Annotated in this window: 15 protein-coding genes; 4 read left to right on the top strand and 11 right to left on the bottom strand. The window is 67.5% G+C overall.

Going from position 1 to position 13,212, the window contains the following annotated elements:
* Window positions 1–6 precede the first annotated feature (6 nt).
* The 5 genes from AC1RLW_RS21600 to AC1RLW_RS21620 are packed head-to-tail and all read right to left on the bottom strand — an operon-like array spanning window position 7 to window position 3,353.
* Window positions 7–651, bottom strand: a complete 645-nt coding sequence (locus tag AC1RLW_RS21600) for a pilus assembly PilX family protein (protein ID WP_493194987.1) — start codon at window positions 649–651, stop codon at window positions 7–9.
* Window positions 648–1,880 carry a PilW family protein gene (locus AC1RLW_RS21605; protein ID WP_493194988.1) on the bottom strand — a complete coding sequence of 411 codons (1,233 nt, stop codon included), beginning with the start codon at window positions 1,878–1,880 and terminating at the stop codon, window positions 648–650. The genes AC1RLW_RS21600 and AC1RLW_RS21605 overlap by 4 nt, the downstream gene beginning before the upstream one ends.
* Complete coding sequence (pilV, locus tag AC1RLW_RS21610) at window positions 1,877–2,281, bottom strand: type IV pilus modification protein PilV (protein ID WP_493194990.1); 405 nt, start codon at window positions 2,279–2,281, stop codon at window positions 1,877–1,879. Before pilV ends, AC1RLW_RS21605 begins: the two co-directional genes overlap by 4 nt.
* Before the next feature lie 26 nt (window positions 2,282–2,307).
* Window positions 2,308–2,907 (bottom strand): GspH/FimT family pseudopilin, encoded by a 600-nt coding sequence (locus AC1RLW_RS21615; RefSeq protein ID WP_493194991.1) that lies wholly within the window; start codon window positions 2,905–2,907, stop codon window positions 2,308–2,310.
* Entirely contained in the window at window positions 2,907–3,353 is a 447-nt protein-coding gene (locus tag AC1RLW_RS21620) for a type IV pilin protein (RefSeq protein ID WP_325650342.1), read from the bottom strand. Before AC1RLW_RS21620 ends, AC1RLW_RS21615 begins: the two co-directional genes overlap by 1 nt.
* Before the next feature lie 208 nt (window positions 3,354–3,561).
* Here AC1RLW_RS21620 and AC1RLW_RS21625 point away from each other — a divergent pair, with 208 nt between their 5' ends.
* Entirely contained in the window at window positions 3,562–5,268 is a 1,707-nt protein-coding gene (locus tag AC1RLW_RS21625) for a PglL family O-oligosaccharyltransferase (protein WP_493194993.1), read from the top strand.
* A 10-nt stretch (window positions 5,269–5,278) separates the two neighbouring features.
* Here AC1RLW_RS21625 and moaC read toward each other — a convergent pair whose 3' ends face one another.
* Entirely contained in the window at window positions 5,279–5,767 is a 489-nt protein-coding gene (gene moaC, locus AC1RLW_RS21630) for a cyclic pyranopterin monophosphate synthase MoaC (RefSeq protein ID WP_062475294.1), read from the bottom strand.
* Between the two features lie 54 nt (window positions 5,768–5,821).
* Here moaC and AC1RLW_RS21635 point away from each other — a divergent pair, with 54 nt between their 5' ends.
* A complete protein-coding gene (locus AC1RLW_RS21635; RefSeq protein WP_493194995.1) occupies window positions 5,822–7,393 on the top strand; it encodes a M48 family metalloprotease in 1,572 nt (523 codons plus the stop codon).
* Between the two features lie 21 nt (window positions 7,394–7,414).
* Here the strand turns inward: AC1RLW_RS21635 and AC1RLW_RS21640 are convergent, their stop codons facing one another.
* The 3 genes from AC1RLW_RS21640 to AC1RLW_RS21650 all read right to left on the bottom strand — a co-directional run bounded on the left by AC1RLW_RS21640 (window position 7,415) and on the right by AC1RLW_RS21650 (window position 9,160).
* Window positions 7,415–7,771 carry a phage holin family protein gene (locus AC1RLW_RS21640; protein WP_493194996.1) on the bottom strand — a complete coding sequence of 119 codons (357 nt, stop codon included), beginning with the start codon at window positions 7,769–7,771 and terminating at the stop codon, window positions 7,415–7,417.
* 103 nt (window positions 7,772–7,874) lie between these two features.
* Window positions 7,875–8,339 (bottom strand): hypothetical protein, encoded by a 465-nt coding sequence (locus AC1RLW_RS21645; protein ID WP_493194997.1) that lies wholly within the window; start codon window positions 8,337–8,339, stop codon window positions 7,875–7,877.
* 86 nt (window positions 8,340–8,425) lie between these two features.
* Entirely contained in the window at window positions 8,426–9,160 is a 735-nt protein-coding gene (locus AC1RLW_RS21650) for a TerC family protein (RefSeq protein WP_062475282.1), read from the bottom strand.
* Between the two features lie 507 nt (window positions 9,161–9,667).
* Here AC1RLW_RS21650 and AC1RLW_RS21655 point away from each other — a divergent pair.
* Both AC1RLW_RS21655 and AC1RLW_RS21660 read left to right on the top strand, forming a co-directional pair.
* On the top strand, window positions 9,668–10,132 hold the full coding sequence (locus AC1RLW_RS21655; protein ID WP_493194998.1) for a DUF3717 domain-containing protein: 465 nt from the start codon (window positions 9,668–9,670) through the stop codon (window positions 10,130–10,132).
* Window positions 10,133–10,134: 2 nt separating this feature from the next.
* Complete coding sequence (locus tag AC1RLW_RS21660; RefSeq protein WP_095747296.1) at window positions 10,135–10,440, top strand: putative signal transducing protein; 306 nt, start codon at window positions 10,135–10,137, stop codon at window positions 10,438–10,440.
* A gap of 13 nt (window positions 10,441–10,453) precedes the next feature.
* Here the strand turns inward: AC1RLW_RS21660 and AC1RLW_RS21665 are convergent, their stop codons facing one another.
* The gene (locus AC1RLW_RS21665) at window positions 10,454–11,014 is read right to left on the bottom strand and encodes a YaeQ family protein (RefSeq protein WP_139705074.1); all 561 of its coding nucleotides are present in this window, start codon (window positions 11,012–11,014) and stop codon (window positions 10,454–10,456) included.
* A gap of 34 nt (window positions 11,015–11,048) precedes the next feature.
* Window positions 11,049–13,199 carry a TonB-dependent receptor family protein gene (locus AC1RLW_RS21670; protein WP_493195001.1) on the bottom strand — a complete coding sequence of 717 codons (2,151 nt, stop codon included), beginning with the start codon at window positions 13,197–13,199 and terminating at the stop codon, window positions 11,049–11,051.
* Window positions 13,200–13,212: the final 13 nt, after the last annotated feature.

A 13,212-nucleotide genomic window follows, 5' to 3' on the forward strand; every position in this document is an offset into this window, starting at 1 on the left:
TGTGCCCTATTCGGGCTTGGTGAAGGAGGCTTGCAGGAACACCTGCGTGTCGCGCGGACCGTCGGCGCGAACAGAGATCCGGTAGATGGGCGGGCTGGGAACGGAGGGGCCGGGCGTGCTCAGCTGGCTCTGGTCACCGCCCTGCGTTTCGGTGCTCGACGGGGTATAGACGCAGCCGCTCTTGCCGATGGTCGAGAAGGCGCCGGTGGTGTTGCACATGCGGTCGATCACGTAGCGTACGGTGACGCCGCCGTTGCCCGTGATGGCGCCGCCGGACGGCGTGAAGGTGTTGCCCGCCACATCGGATCCGGTCAGCGTGGCTTTCTTCAGCAGCACTTCCGGGATGCCCTGTTCATTGGTCCGCAGCTGGATCGCGCTGTAGTTCGCCGCCGGCAGGTTGGCGGCGGTAACGGTCGTCTCGACGAGCGCGCCGCCGGTCTGGAACTCCTTCATCGCCTTCGCGATGGCGAGTTCGCCCTGGTTGACCAGATCGCGCTTGAAGGCGATGTTGCCGGCGCCGAAGAGCGAGTTGCCCGTCGACCGCATGACGGCCACGCCACCGGCGAGCAGCACCACCAGGATGATCAGGCAGAACAGCAGTACCACGCCGCGCTCGCGCGTCGGGCCGTGCATTTTGGACAATGTCTTCATGGCAGGGGCAGCAGCAGCATGTTGCGCAGCGGGATGGTGGTGTCGATGACCCGATAGCGGAAGTTCCGGTCGGCCTCGGGGATGGTCAGGGTGCGCCTGCTCGCTGCAGCGAGATCGCTGAAGACGGTCAGGCTGGCCCCGGTGACGGGTTCCTTCTCGAACAGGCTGCCTCGCATGACCAGCGCGACGCGCGCCGCCACAATGTGGCGCATGGTGTCGGGAGCGAGCATGAGGGTGCCGATGGCGTAGCCCGTGGCAGCAGGATCGATCCATGCATCGACGGTGCCGTTGCTGTCCGTGTCGACGCCGTACACCGCATAGAGGGCCACGACGCCATCGGCCAGCGCCTGCATGGCCGAGGTGTCGGTGCCCTCGTCGCTGCCGGTGCCGGCCGCTCGCAGCAGGTCGTAGGCGACGAGCGTGCGATTGGCGTTCACGCCGAGCAACTGGAACTGCAGGTTGTTTGCGTCCATATTGCCGAGCGGAGTGAAGAGTGCCGTGCCGTTGGCTGCGAGCGTGGCAAGCGACGTGGTAGCGCCGGTCGAGGTGAAGTAGCGCCCACCCATGGGGAGGACTTCGTTGCCCGCCGCGGCGAATGCCGTCGCGTCCGTCACGCTCACCTGCTCGATCAGGCAGTCGGCCGTGCCTTCCTGGCTCACCAGTCCGATGTCGCCATTCGCGAGGCCGATGGTGTTGTCCAGCCGCAGGTTGTCGTTGCCCGGGAAGCCGGAGCGAATGCGGCGCGGCACGTCGCCCGCTGCTGCGTTGCCGCCCATGATCACGAGGGTGTCCGAGGCGCCGTCGGTCGCGCCCTTGGCAATCAGGAACGGCGCCAACCGCAGATTGCCTGCCGCGGCGGCGCCTGAACCGCCGAGCAGCGTGTCGAACGGCGCCGGAAACGCGGATGCGGTTCGCGGCAGGATGGTGGTGGCGGTGCCGCCGATGCGGCGCGTGGCGCTCAGCCGGCAACCGAACAGGCCGCGCGTCCCGGTCTGCGCGAAGCCGGAGCCGGCGCTTCGCAGCAAGCGGTCGATCATGTAAGTGGCGTAGGAGCCGCTCTGGTTCATGTCGTTGGTCGAGGTGGTGCTGCGCTTGTGCGTTTCGCCGACCGTGACGACGCTGGTCACGGCGAGCACCACGACCAGGCCGATGACCAGGGCCACCAGCAGTTCGATCAGGGTCAGGCCATGCTGCGCGGCGGGGGCAAAGGACTTGGAGCGGGCGTTCATGGTGTGAGCGGCAGCGCGACGCGCGTGGTAAGGCGGCTGCCCTGTTCGCTGGCTGCGCGTTGGGGGGGGCGCCAGGTGACGACGATGTCGACGGTATTGGTCGCGCCGGTCGCGGTGATCGTGACACGGCCCTCAGGCAGGCCACCGGCTTGCGGGTTGCTGGCGCGGTCGTTCCACGAAGGGGTTCCAGCTGCGGGGTCGATCAGAACCGTGCGCGTCGTCCACATGGTGGTCGCGATGTCGTTGGCGATCAGGGCGGCGCGGTTGCGGTCTTCCGCATCGATCGACAGGCTGATCGCGCGCGTCTGCAGGCCGATCAGGCCCAGGATGCCCAGCGAGAACAGCAGGATCGAAACCAGGACTTCGATCAGTGCGACGCCGGTCTGCGAAGCGCGTGCCAAGGAGGGCCTGGGGTGATGGTGTTTCGTCACGCGGGGCATCCGTCGGGATGGGTGTTGGACAGCGTCTTGGCCGGGTCGCACAGGCGCACCTGCCCGCCGATGGCGACCAGCACGCGCAGGGGGCGATCGGCATTGGGGATCCTGATGTCGTAGGCCGCAGCCGCAGCGGTGCATTCCACGCCGGTGCCCGGCGTGGCGTTGTCGACGACGCGTCCCAGGGAGTTGAAGCACAGCGTCGCGGGGCCGGTGATCTGGACGTCCGGGGCCAGTCCGGTCAGGCCGCCGCCTTCGATGAACGTGGCGTCGGTTTCCTCGCCCGTGAGGAGCGGCACGAAGTTGACTGACCAGTTGGCGCCATCGGCCACGGCGGTGAGGCCGTCCGCGGGGTTCGTGTCGGCCGTCAGCGAGAAGACGGTCTGGCGGCTGCGCCGCAGGGCCTCGGTCTGCGCAAGGCGAAGGCCGTTCTGCAGCGCGTCGGCGACGGTGCGTATGCGGCTGTTGCGGATCCATCCATTCATTGCCGGAAACGCCAGCGCCATCAGAATGCTCAGCAGCACCACCGTCACCATCATCTCGATCAGGGTGAAGCCGCGCGCGCCATGCAGCCGATGGGTTGGCGTCTTCATCAGCAACCTGACTTCTTCGTCGTCCAGCCCGTGGTGCAGCGCGTCCAGCCCGAACCCGCTGCAGTCGTGGCACGGGTGTTCTGCTGGTCCACGGTGAACGTGAAACCATTGGTGGCACCGCTGCCTGCGGCCTGCGCCGTGAACGCCGTAGCCGTCAGCGTCGTACACGAGATGGTGAAACTGCCTGCCGTGGACGATGCGGCGCACGGCGAGATGAATGTGGTGCCGATGGAGCGGTAGTCCCGGTTGTCCTGGAAGTACCGCTCCATGTTCGCGCGCAGCGCCGAGAGCGCGTTCTGGGCGTCCACGAGCTGCCCGCGAAGCACGTAATCTCTATAGCTGGGAATCGCGATGGCAGCCAGGATCCCGATGATCGCCACAGTGATCATCACTTCGATGAGGGTGAAGCCAGAGGCGCGACGCGGGTGGGAGGATGTCGATTGCAAAGTCGTACCTTTCGGAAAGAGGGCCCCGTTCCGGCGCCTTGCTCGGATGCACGAGCGAATAGATTTGGAAACAATTGGTGAGGAATTGTCTTTATTTGTTGGCGATTGAGAATTCCGCCCGTCTTCGACGGCCTGCCGCCTGTCGGGTCCAGCGGTCAGCTATGCGGCGAGCCGAGGTGCGTTTGGCGGTCAAGGACGGGCGCTTCCAATGACCTTCGTCGCGACCTCTGTCCCATCTCCTTCACGCGACCACGCGAGCCGGGTCCTTGGTGCGTGTCTCGTGGCGTTCCCGTTCTTGTGCCCGTTCGTCGCAGGTCCCTCTGCCGGCGCTTGGCAACTGTTCGCCTCCGGCCTGTGTGCTGCGCTGTTCTTGTTCTTGTCTGCGGCTTGCGGCTCGATGTCCCGGGGGTTGATGGCTTGGCTGGGCTTGTGCGTCGCCGCCGTCGCGTTGTCGGGCCAAGGCGCCGTGGATGCCAGACTGCTGGCTTGCGCCGTACTGGCGGCCATCGGGGTGTCAGCCTTGACGGGCGCTGCTCTGGTTCGAATACCCCCCGCCCGGGAGGCGCTGGCCTGGGGCGTGCTGGCTGCCGCGGTCATCAACGCCGTTCTCGGCTTGCTCCAGTACTTCGGCCTTGCCGAGACGCTCCTGCCTTGGGTCACCTCCCCGACGGCGGGCCGAGCCTGGGGGACCTTGCGTCAGCGCAACCAATTTGCCACGCTGATCAGCCTCGGGCTTGTGGCCGCGCTGTGGCTCCATGCGACCCGCAAATCGCGGCGCGAACCAGTGCTGGTCGGCGGCGTCGGCGTGCTCCTTCTGGTTGCGACGGCTGCTTCGGGCTCGCGTACCGGTCTGCTGCAAATCTTGCTGATTGCTGGCGGGGCGAGCCTTGTGGCGTGGCGGCAGCGCCGTACGGAGCGCCAGTCTGGAACGTTCAGCTTGCCGCATCCTCTCGCGCTGTTGTCCATGCTCCCGCTCTACTTCGCCGTGAACTGGTTGCTGCCCCGGTTGGCAGCCAGCGGGAGCGCGAACGTCCTTGCTTCAGCTGGCGCCCTGGTCCAGCGCCTGGAACCCGCTGCCCTCGGCGGAGACAGCCGCGTGACGCTGTGGCGCGACGTGCTTTCGCTCATCAGCGAGCGCCCCCTCGCCGGCTGGGGCTGGGGCGAACTCAGCTTCGCGCACTTCGCCACGCTGTACAGCGGCCCGCGTTTCCCCGTGATCCTCGACAACGCCCACAACCTGCCGCTGCACCTCGCGGTCGAGTTGGGCATTCCGGCGGCGCTGCTCATCTGCGGTGGTTTTCTGTGGATGGTGGGGGCGGCAAAGCCCTGGTGCGAGCGCGACCCCTTGCGGCTGATGGCGTGGGGCCTGCTCGGCGTCATCCTCGTGCACAGCCTGCTCGAGTACCCGCTCTGGTACGGCCCGTTCCAGCTGGTGTTCGGCCTGTGCCTCGGCATCCTGTGGCCGGCATCACCCAAGCGGCCGGAAGCGAGCGGCAAAAAAAAATTGGCCGCATTCGCAGCCGCCGCGACCTGGGTTGTCATCATCGGCTACGCCGCCTGGGACTACACCCGCGTCAGCCAGATCTACCTGCCGCGCGACGCCCGCATGTCGGCCTACCGCGACGACACGCTCGCCAAGCTCCAGGGCTCATGGTTGTTTTCACGCCAGGTGGATTTTGCCGAGGTGACGCTGACAGCCGTCACGCCGGCGAATGCCGCGCACATGCACGAACTGGCCGGGCGCGTGCTGCACTTCTCGCCCGAGCCGCGCGTCATCGTGAAGCTGATCGAAAGCGCCGAGTTGCTGGGCCGCGATGCCGAGGCACATGCATGGGCCGAGCGCTTCCGGGTGGCGTTCCCGGCCGCGTTCGCCCGCTGGCTAGACAACCGCCCGGACGACGCGCCCGAGCTGTAGCCGCTGGATTTCAGCCCGCCGTCGCGACGTAGCTCCCCGACTTCCCGCCGTGCTTCTCCAGCACATGCACGTCGGTGATCCGCATCCCGCGGTCGACGGCCTTGCACATGTCGTAGATGGTGAGCAGCGCGACCTGCACGGCGGTCAGGGCTTCCATTTCCACGCCGGTCGGGCCGACGGTCTCGACGGTCGCGGTGCAGGCCACCTGCGGCGCCTGGCCGCCCTCGGCGAGCGCGAAGGCCACGGCCACGCGGGTCAGCGCCAGCGGGTGGCACAGCGGGATCAGGTCGCTGGTCTTCTTGGCCGCCTGGATGCCGGCGATGCGTGCGATGCCCAGCACGTCGCCCTTCTTGGCGGTGCCCGATTCGATCAGCGCCAGTGTCGCAGGCTGCATCTCGATGCGGCCGGTGGCCACGGCCACGCGGTGGGTGGCGGGCTTGGCCGCCACGTCGACCATGTGGGCCTGGCCCTGGGCGTCAAAATGGGTGAGGGTGCTCATCGGTGAACGTTCGTTTTGAAGATGCATCATACGAGCCCGAGCCACAGACGAGGAATGCCGCGCTTGACTCCCTCTTCCCACAAGAAAACACGCCCGACGCCCATTCGGCATGCGGTGTGCGCTACTTTTTTGATAGCTTCCCAGGTGCTGCTGCCGGTTCCCGCGCTGGCGCAGGTGCAGCAGATCCTGCCGGGCCTCGGTGACGGCGGCGAGATGACAGCCAGCGCCGAGCGCCGGCTGGGCGACCAGATCGTGCGCGAGCTGTACCGCGACACCGACTACATCGACGACCCGGTGATCGCCGCCTATGTGCAGGACATCTGGCAGCGCCTGCTGGCCGCCGCGCGCTCGCGCGGCGAGCTCACGCCCGAACTCGACGAGCGCTTCGCCTGGACCATCCTGCTGGGACGCGATCGCAACATCAACGCCTTCGCGCTGCCGGGCGGCTACCTCGGGTTGAACCTGGGGCTGCTGGCCGCGGTCGGCAGCCGCGACGAGTTGGCGACGGTGCTCGGGCACGAGCTGTCGCACGTCACGCAGCGCCACATCTCGCGCATCATGAACAAGCAGGGCAAGCAGATGCCCCTGATGATCGCTGGCCTGATCCTCGGGATGATCGCCGCCAGCAAGAGCCGCAATTCCGACGCCGGCCAGGCCGTGATCATGGGCAGCCAGGCGTTGTTCATGCAGAACCAGCTGAGCTTCTCGCGCGACATGGAGCGCGAGGCCGACCGCATCGGTTTCGGCGTGATGACGCAGGCGGGCTTTGCGCCGCAGGGCGCCGCGGCGATGTTCGAGAAGCTGCAGTACGCCTCGCGCCTGAACGACAACGGCTCGTACCCGTACTTGCGCAGCCACCCGCTGACGACCGAGCGCATCTCGGACATGCAGGGCCGGTTCCAGTTCCGTGCCGAAGCGGCACCGCCGACGGTGCCGCTGGTCATGGACCACGCCATGGTCGCCTCGCGCGCTCGCGTGCTGACGCGCCCGGGCGTCGACGTGCTGCGGCTGTGGGTCAATGCCGCGTCGAGCGGCGAGTTCGCGGGCAGTTCTCCGGCCCAGCAGGCGGGCACGCTCTACGCGGCGGCGATGGCGGCCAAGGAGCTGCGCGATTTCAAGGCGGCGCGCGCATTGGCCGAGCGGCTCGTGGCCCGCACGGCCGACGATGCGGCCGCAAGCAAGCAGGCGCGCTGGCTGCAGGCCGAGATCGAACTCGCGGCCGGTGGCGCTTCTCGTGCGGCGGCATTGCTCGACGCCAAATCGAAGGAGCGGCCCGAGATGATCCTCGCGGCCGAAGCCGCGATCGCCCAGCGCCAGCCCGCGCCGATGGTGCCCGTGCTGCGCGACTGGGTGGCCGTTCATCCGCGGGACGCCACGGCCTGGCGCACGCTGGCCAATCTGTACGGCGCGCAGAACGACACGCTGCGCGCGATCCGCGCCGATGCCGAGGCCAACGTGGCGATCCTCGACTACCCGGCGGCGCGTGATCGCTTCAAGGCGGCGCAGGAGCTGGTCCGCAAGTCGGGCGCGCCCATCGACCACTACGAGGCATCGATCATCGACACGCGCGCACGTGCCGTCGACGTGCTGGTCAAGCAGCAGGCCGAGGAGCCGCCGCTGAAGTAGTGAGGCGTCGAGGGGCGGCGCTCAGCGCCGGGAGGACAGCAGCCCGCCCAGCGCGCTCTCGATGAGCAGCCCGAGCAGCGAGTAGATCAGCGAGCCCAGCAGCGCGGCGAGGAAGCCGTTCACATGGAAGCCGCCGAGCAGGCCCGAGGCGGCCCAGAACAGCAGGGCGTTGATCACGAACAGGAACAGCCCGAGCGTGACGATGGTGACCGGCAGCGTCAGGATCACCAGCACGGGCCGCACGACCATGTTGAGCAGGCCGATCACGGCCGCCGCGAGCAGCGCGGAACCGAAACTCTGGACCTGGACACCGCTGTAAAGGTAGGCGACCGCGAGCAGCGCGATGGCGCTGAGCAGCCATTTGAGGAGGATGCGCATGCGCCGCAGGATACCCCACGGGCCCGCACAAAAGAACAAGCCCCGCTGCGTTGCCGCAGCGGGGCTTGTGTCGGTTCGGGAGGGCGTGCGGCCCTGATCAGACTTACTCGGCCAGCTCGTTGGCCAGTACCAGCAACGCGCCCATGCCCATCACGGCGCCGGGAAAGGCCCAGCCCGATTGCTTGGCCGGGGTCTGGTCGGGCGTGACCGGTTCCAGGTCGACGCCGATCTTCGGGCGGCGCGCATCGACCACGTGGGTGGCCGCGTGCTCGCGCTTGAGTTGCTGCGTCAGGTCGGTCAGCGGGCCCTTGGCCAGCACCGCCGTCACCTGGCCGCCGTTGCGTTCGAGCAGCGGCAGCATCTGCGCCTGCACCTTGCTGAACCACTTGGCGCGCCAGTTCTCGCGCGCGCTGTGGCTCACCCACTTGCTGATCCGGTGTGTCATGCGCGGCGCGCAGGCCACGAGCACCCAATGGCGCGCCACGACGTGGTCGGCATCCGGCGCCAGTTCGGCGAACTGCTCGCTGGCATAGACGGCGTCGTCGACGTAAAGAATGATCTTTTCCATGAGTGCTCTCCTTTGATAGTTAGAGTGACAGAGACCGGATTGATGCAAGAAGTTTCAGTGCGGGGCGTTTATCGTTCAACGAACGCTCAGTGGGCCGGGGTGGCGGGGGCCGGCTTGCGCGAAGCCACCCACTTGCCGATCGCCAGCACCAGCAGCGCACCGATGATGCCGGCGGCGTACTTGATGGTGTCGGTCTGCGGCACCTTCGGCACCCAGGTCCAGTTGGCGGGGTTCGCCAGGGCCGGGTCGGACACGGCCATCGTGCCGGCGATCCAGCCCAGCAGCATGCCGCCCAGCGTGATGATCATCGGGAAGCGGTCCATCAGCTTGATGACCAGCTGGCTGCCCCAGACGATGATCGGGATGCTCACGAGCAGGCCGAAGATCACCAGCGGCATCTGGTGGCCGTCGCCCGCGCCTTGTGCGGCACCGGCGATGGCGATCACGTTGTCCACGCTCATGACCAGGTCGGCCACGATCACGGTCTTCACGGCGCCCCAGAGGCGGTCGCTGCCGGCGATGTTGCCGTGCGCGTCGTCATGGTCGGGGGCCAGCAGTTTCACGCCGATCCACAGCAGCAGGATCGCGCCCACCAGCTTCAGGAACGGAATCGCGAGCAGCGTGAGCGCGAAGAAGATCAGGATCACGCGCAGCACGATGGCGCCGGCGGTACCCCACAGGATGCCCTGGGTGCGTTGCGCGGGCGGCAGCTTGCGGCAGGCCAGCGCGATGACGACGGCGTTGTCGCCGCCCAAAAGAATGTCGATCATGATGATCTGACCGACCGCGACCCAGAATTCCGGGGCCATGAACTGTTCCATAGATTCCTCTTTGTCTTGGCGCCACGCCCGCAGCTCCCTGATGGGGACCACGACGGGCAGCGGCATGCCGATGCGTTTCGATTCACCCTGCGCGGGTGCGGTCGAAAGCGGGGGAGCGAAGGCCGGGTGACACCGGGGACTTGCGAACGCTTCGACCAAACCTGCGCAGGTTCAAATCGAAGGTCTCGCTCGACAACAGCAAGCGCGCCGACCTGGGTCCGCGCGTGTGTCGCCCGACAGGCCGGAAGTGTTGTGCTTCGTATTGACGACCTGACGATTCACGCTGCCCGGGGACAGCGATCGGGAGCTACTCCCCTTCGTGGGCGGGATTAGAGCATTGAAGACCGCGCCGAGGCAACCAAAAGTTTTCTTTACATTCGAGGGCAAATGTCCGGAGGGGCGCATGCAGCGGGCACTTGATGCTCCATTTTTGGGAGCGCCTATGGCCCTAGGAAGGAGCGGGACATTGCGGGACTATGATCGCCGCTCGCTGTTTTTTCACTCTCCATGGCCGCCATCCACATCACCGACATCGAGGCCGCCATCAACCACTGGCGCGAGAAGTCTCCCTCGCCCGACGGCATCACGCTGGCGCCCGAGTTGCGCGCGCTGGCCGAGGTCTACGCGCTCATGGTCTTCCACCACGAAGACGAGGTCGACGAGGTCGGCTTTCCCGCCAAGGCCTGGGCCGCCTGGCTCGACTGGTACCACAGCACACCCGACACGCCCTGCATCGCGATCTGCTCGACCAGCCAGGGCGACGACGAGTGCAAGGGCTGCGGGCGCACCTTCGACGAGGTGCAGTACTGGCCGGCCATGACGCCGGTCGAGAAGCGCGTCACCTGGCGCCGCATCACCATGGAAGACTCGGCCTGGCGCTTCAACCGCTATGCCGAGCGCGCGCGCGAAGCCGAGCCGGCCGTTGCAGAGCCCGAGTTCGACCCGGACGACGAGAAAAACTGGGCCCCCTGACCATGCGCCGCCTCGCGCAAGCCCCCAACCTCGCGATCGCGACCGTGTGGGCGCACGCCTTGTGCGAGGAGGGCGTGGCCGCCACCGTGCAGCGCGAATTCCTCGGCGCGGTCATGGGCCAACTGCCGCCCGACCAGTGCCTGCCCGAGATCTGGATCGACGACGAATCGCAGTACGAGCTCGCGAAGCGCCTGTTGCACGAACTGCAGAACCGCCCGCAACGCAGCTGGCTGTGCGTGTGCGGCGAGCAGGTCGAAGGCGGTTTCGAGCAGTGCTGGCAGTGCGGCGAGATGATGCCGGCGGCCTAGCCGCCCGGGCGCATTACTTCCAGCGCAGCAGCTCGACGTCGATGCTGTGGGTGCCGTCGCCCAGCGTCAGCGTGCTTTCCTGGATCGTCGCCTGCAGCTGCATGCTGCGCTGCGCCAGCCTGGCGAGCGCCTGCGAGGCCTCGGTCGGCACGCGGTAGACCTTCAGGTTCTGCGGCCGCGTGAGCTTGCTCTCGATGCCGCGCCACCAGATCTCGGCCGCGTGGTTGAAGCAGTAGACGATCACCTCGTCCGCCTTGCCGCAGGCCTTGATGATGGGCTTGTCTTCCGGCTGGCCGACCTCGATCCAGATCTTGGTCTGGCCCGTGAAGTCGCGCAGCCACACGTCGGGCTCCTCGACGTTCGACAGGCCCGCGCCGAAGGCCAGCGTGCCGTCGCCGTTGCAGATGTCCTGCAGCTGGTGCGCGTTGAGCGCGAGCGCGACCAGCCGGATCATCATCCGCTCGTCGGTCTCGCTGGGGTGGCGTGCCAGGGTCAGCGCATGGTCGGCGTAGTAGCCGTGGTCGATGTCGGCCACCGCGAGGGTGGCCTTGAAGATGGTGGATTTGAGAGCCATGGGTGCGCGAGTGTATGCGCGCGCCCCTTCGGCCTCAGAACGCCAGCGACGCCTGCAGGTACACCGTGCGCGGCTGGCCCACGTACTTGCCGCCGTTGTTGTCGACCGAACGGTTGTAGTAGCGGCGGTCGAACAGGTTCTTCACGCCCACGGCCAGCTTCAAGTGGCTCAGCGACGGGCCGAAGTCGTAGGCGGCGCGCAGGTTCACCGTGCCGTAGCCCGGGATGTCGCCCAGCCGCCCGCTCGGGTCTTCCACGGTGATGTACCTGACGCCGTCGTCCGGCGAGCCCGGCGAACGCTGCTTGGATTGCGCGTAGAGGTCGGCGTTGAGCGTCCACGGCCCGCGCTCGTAGCGCGCGCCGAGCGTCGCGACATGGCGCGAGTAGAAGGGCAGGTCGCGCCCCGCGAACGCGCCGGCCTTCGAGGTGGCCTGCGTGTACGTGTAGGTGCCCGACACCGACAGCCCCTTGAGCGCGTCGCTCAGGCTGCCCAGGTCGTAGCGCAGCGCCGACTCCAGCCCGCGGTGGCGCGTGGCTCCCAGGTCGGTCCACTGGCCGACGTCGCCGGTGATGGAGCGCGCCAGCTGCAGCTCCTTGTCGAAGTTGATGTTGAACAGCGTCAGCTCGCCGCTCCACGATTCGCCCTTGTACTTGGTGCCGATCTCGTAGGTCTTGGCCTTCTCCGGGTGCAGGCTGGTGGTCGACTGCGCGAGCTGGGCGTACTGCTGCGGCCCGAACGACACGCCGGCATTGGCGAACAGCGACCAGCGCTCGCTCATGCGGTAGAGCACCGACAGCGTGGGCAGCACCTCGTTGGAATCGATCTTCGGGTAGATCGCGTTGGTGATGCGGTTGTTGGTCACCGTGAACACGTCGTTGTGCGAGCGGAAGGACTCGTAGCGCACGCCGGGCGTGACCGTCCAGTTGCCGAAGTCGATGCGGTCGTCGATGTAGAACGCGTGCGCGGTCGTGCCGCCCTTGCTGGTCTGGTACGCGGGCTGCGCGAGCGCGTAGGCGTCGAAGCCCGGCGCCGGCCGGTAGTAGCTGCTGCGCGTGGCCACTTCGGAGGCTTCTTCCTTCAGGTAGCGCGCGCCGATGCTGATCTCCTGCACCACGCTGCCCGAGTCGATCAGGCGCGAGTAGCGCGGCTCGAAGGCGTAGGTCTTGTAGTTGCGTGGCGCGGTGGTCAGGCGGCGGCGGTTGGCGTTGGCGCCCGTGCCTTCCTGCTCGAGGTAGCTGCTGCGGTACGAGTCCGTGTAGTAGGTCAGCATCTCGAACTTGTTCACGCCGTCGTTGTGCGTGTACTTGAGCGAGCCGTCGGTGCGGCGGCCCGTGAACTCGTCGTAGGGGCGGTCCGACTGGAACGGGTTGGCCGCGAACTGCGCCGTCGTCAGGCCGCCGGGCATGCGCCCCTTGCCTTCGAAGTGGTGCAGCGAGATCGCGATGTCGTCGGTCTTCGAGAGGCGGTAGGCACCCTTGAGCATCAGGTCGTCGATGCGGGTCTTGTCGTTGCTCTGGCGAAAGCCGTCCCCATGCGTACCCGAATAAAGCAGTGCCAGCCCCAAGCCGTTCTCGTTGGTGCCGCCGATGAACAGGCTGGGCGTGCTCTTGGTGCCGCCGCCGTGGCTGGCGCTCTCCACGCCCACGCCGACTTCACCCGCGAACTGCTTGGGGATCGAGCGCGTCACGAAGTTGATGATGCCGCCCACGTTCTGGGGGCCGTAGCGCACCGAGCCCGCGCCGCGCACCACGTCGACGGCTTCGAGGCTGCCCAGCGACACCGGTGCCAGCGACAGCTGCGGCTGGCCGTAGGGCGCGTAGGCCAGCGGCACGCCGTCCAGCAACACGGTCGAGCGCGGCGACAGCCGCGAGGTCAGGCCGCGCACGCCCACGTTGAGCGAGATGTCGCTGCCGCCAGTGCCGTTGCTCTCCTGCACCTGCACGCCGGGCACCTGACGCAGCACGTCGCGCACGCTGGCCGAGCCGCTTTCCTGGATCTGCTGGCGCTCGACGATGCTGCGCGCGCCGGCGTGCTCGAGCACCTTGGTCTCGGTGGGCGTGCCGAGCCAGTCGCCGGTGACGGTGATGGCCTCGAGCGACTTCGACGGCTCGGCGTCGGCCGCGAAGCTGTGCAGGCTCAGGGGCAGCAGGGCCAGGGCGATGGCGGTTTTTTTGTGCGGGAACAAGGGAGTCCTCCTC

This window comes from Variovorax sp. GW822-FHT04A09 (genome assembly GCF_058801005.1).

What these genes read in the sequence shown, in the direction of transcription:
- AC1RLW_RS21600 (WP_493194987.1), bottom strand. Translation starts at nt 651, where the DNA reads ATGAAGACATTGTCCAAAATGCACGGCCCGACGCGCGAGCGCGGCGTG.
- AC1RLW_RS21605 (WP_493194988.1), bottom strand. Translation starts at nt 1,880, where the DNA reads ATGAACGCCCGCTCCAAGTCCTTTGCCCCCGCCGCGCAGCATGGCCTG.
- AC1RLW_RS21615 (WP_493194991.1), bottom strand. Translation starts at nt 2,907, where the DNA reads ATGAAGACGCCAACCCATCGGCTGCATGGCGCGCGCGGCTTCACCCTG.
- AC1RLW_RS21625 (WP_493194993.1), top strand. Translation starts at nt 3,562, where the DNA reads ATGACCTTCGTCGCGACCTCTGTCCCATCTCCTTCACGCGACCACGCG.
- moaC (WP_062475294.1), bottom strand. Translation starts at nt 5,767, where the DNA reads ATGAGCACCCTCACCCATTTTGACGCCCAGGGCCAGGCCCACATGGTC.
- AC1RLW_RS21635 (WP_493194995.1), top strand. Translation starts at nt 5,822, where the DNA reads ATGCCGCGCTTGACTCCCTCTTCCCACAAGAAAACACGCCCGACGCCC.
- AC1RLW_RS21640 (WP_493194996.1), bottom strand. Translation starts at nt 7,771, where the DNA reads ATGCGCATCCTCCTCAAATGGCTGCTCAGCGCCATCGCGCTGCTCGCG.
- AC1RLW_RS21645 (WP_493194997.1), bottom strand. Translation starts at nt 8,339, where the DNA reads ATGGAAAAGATCATTCTTTACGTCGACGACGCCGTCTATGCCAGCGAG.
- AC1RLW_RS21650 (WP_062475282.1), bottom strand. Translation starts at nt 9,160, where the DNA reads ATGGAACAGTTCATGGCCCCGGAATTCTGGGTCGCGGTCGGTCAGATC.
- AC1RLW_RS21655 (WP_493194998.1), top strand. Translation starts at nt 9,668, where the DNA reads ATGGCCGCCATCCACATCACCGACATCGAGGCCGCCATCAACCACTGG.
- AC1RLW_RS21660 (WP_095747296.1), top strand. Translation starts at nt 10,135, where the DNA reads ATGCGCCGCCTCGCGCAAGCCCCCAACCTCGCGATCGCGACCGTGTGG.
- AC1RLW_RS21665 (WP_139705074.1), bottom strand. Translation starts at nt 11,014, where the DNA reads ATGGCTCTCAAATCCACCATCTTCAAGGCCACCCTCGCGGTGGCCGAC.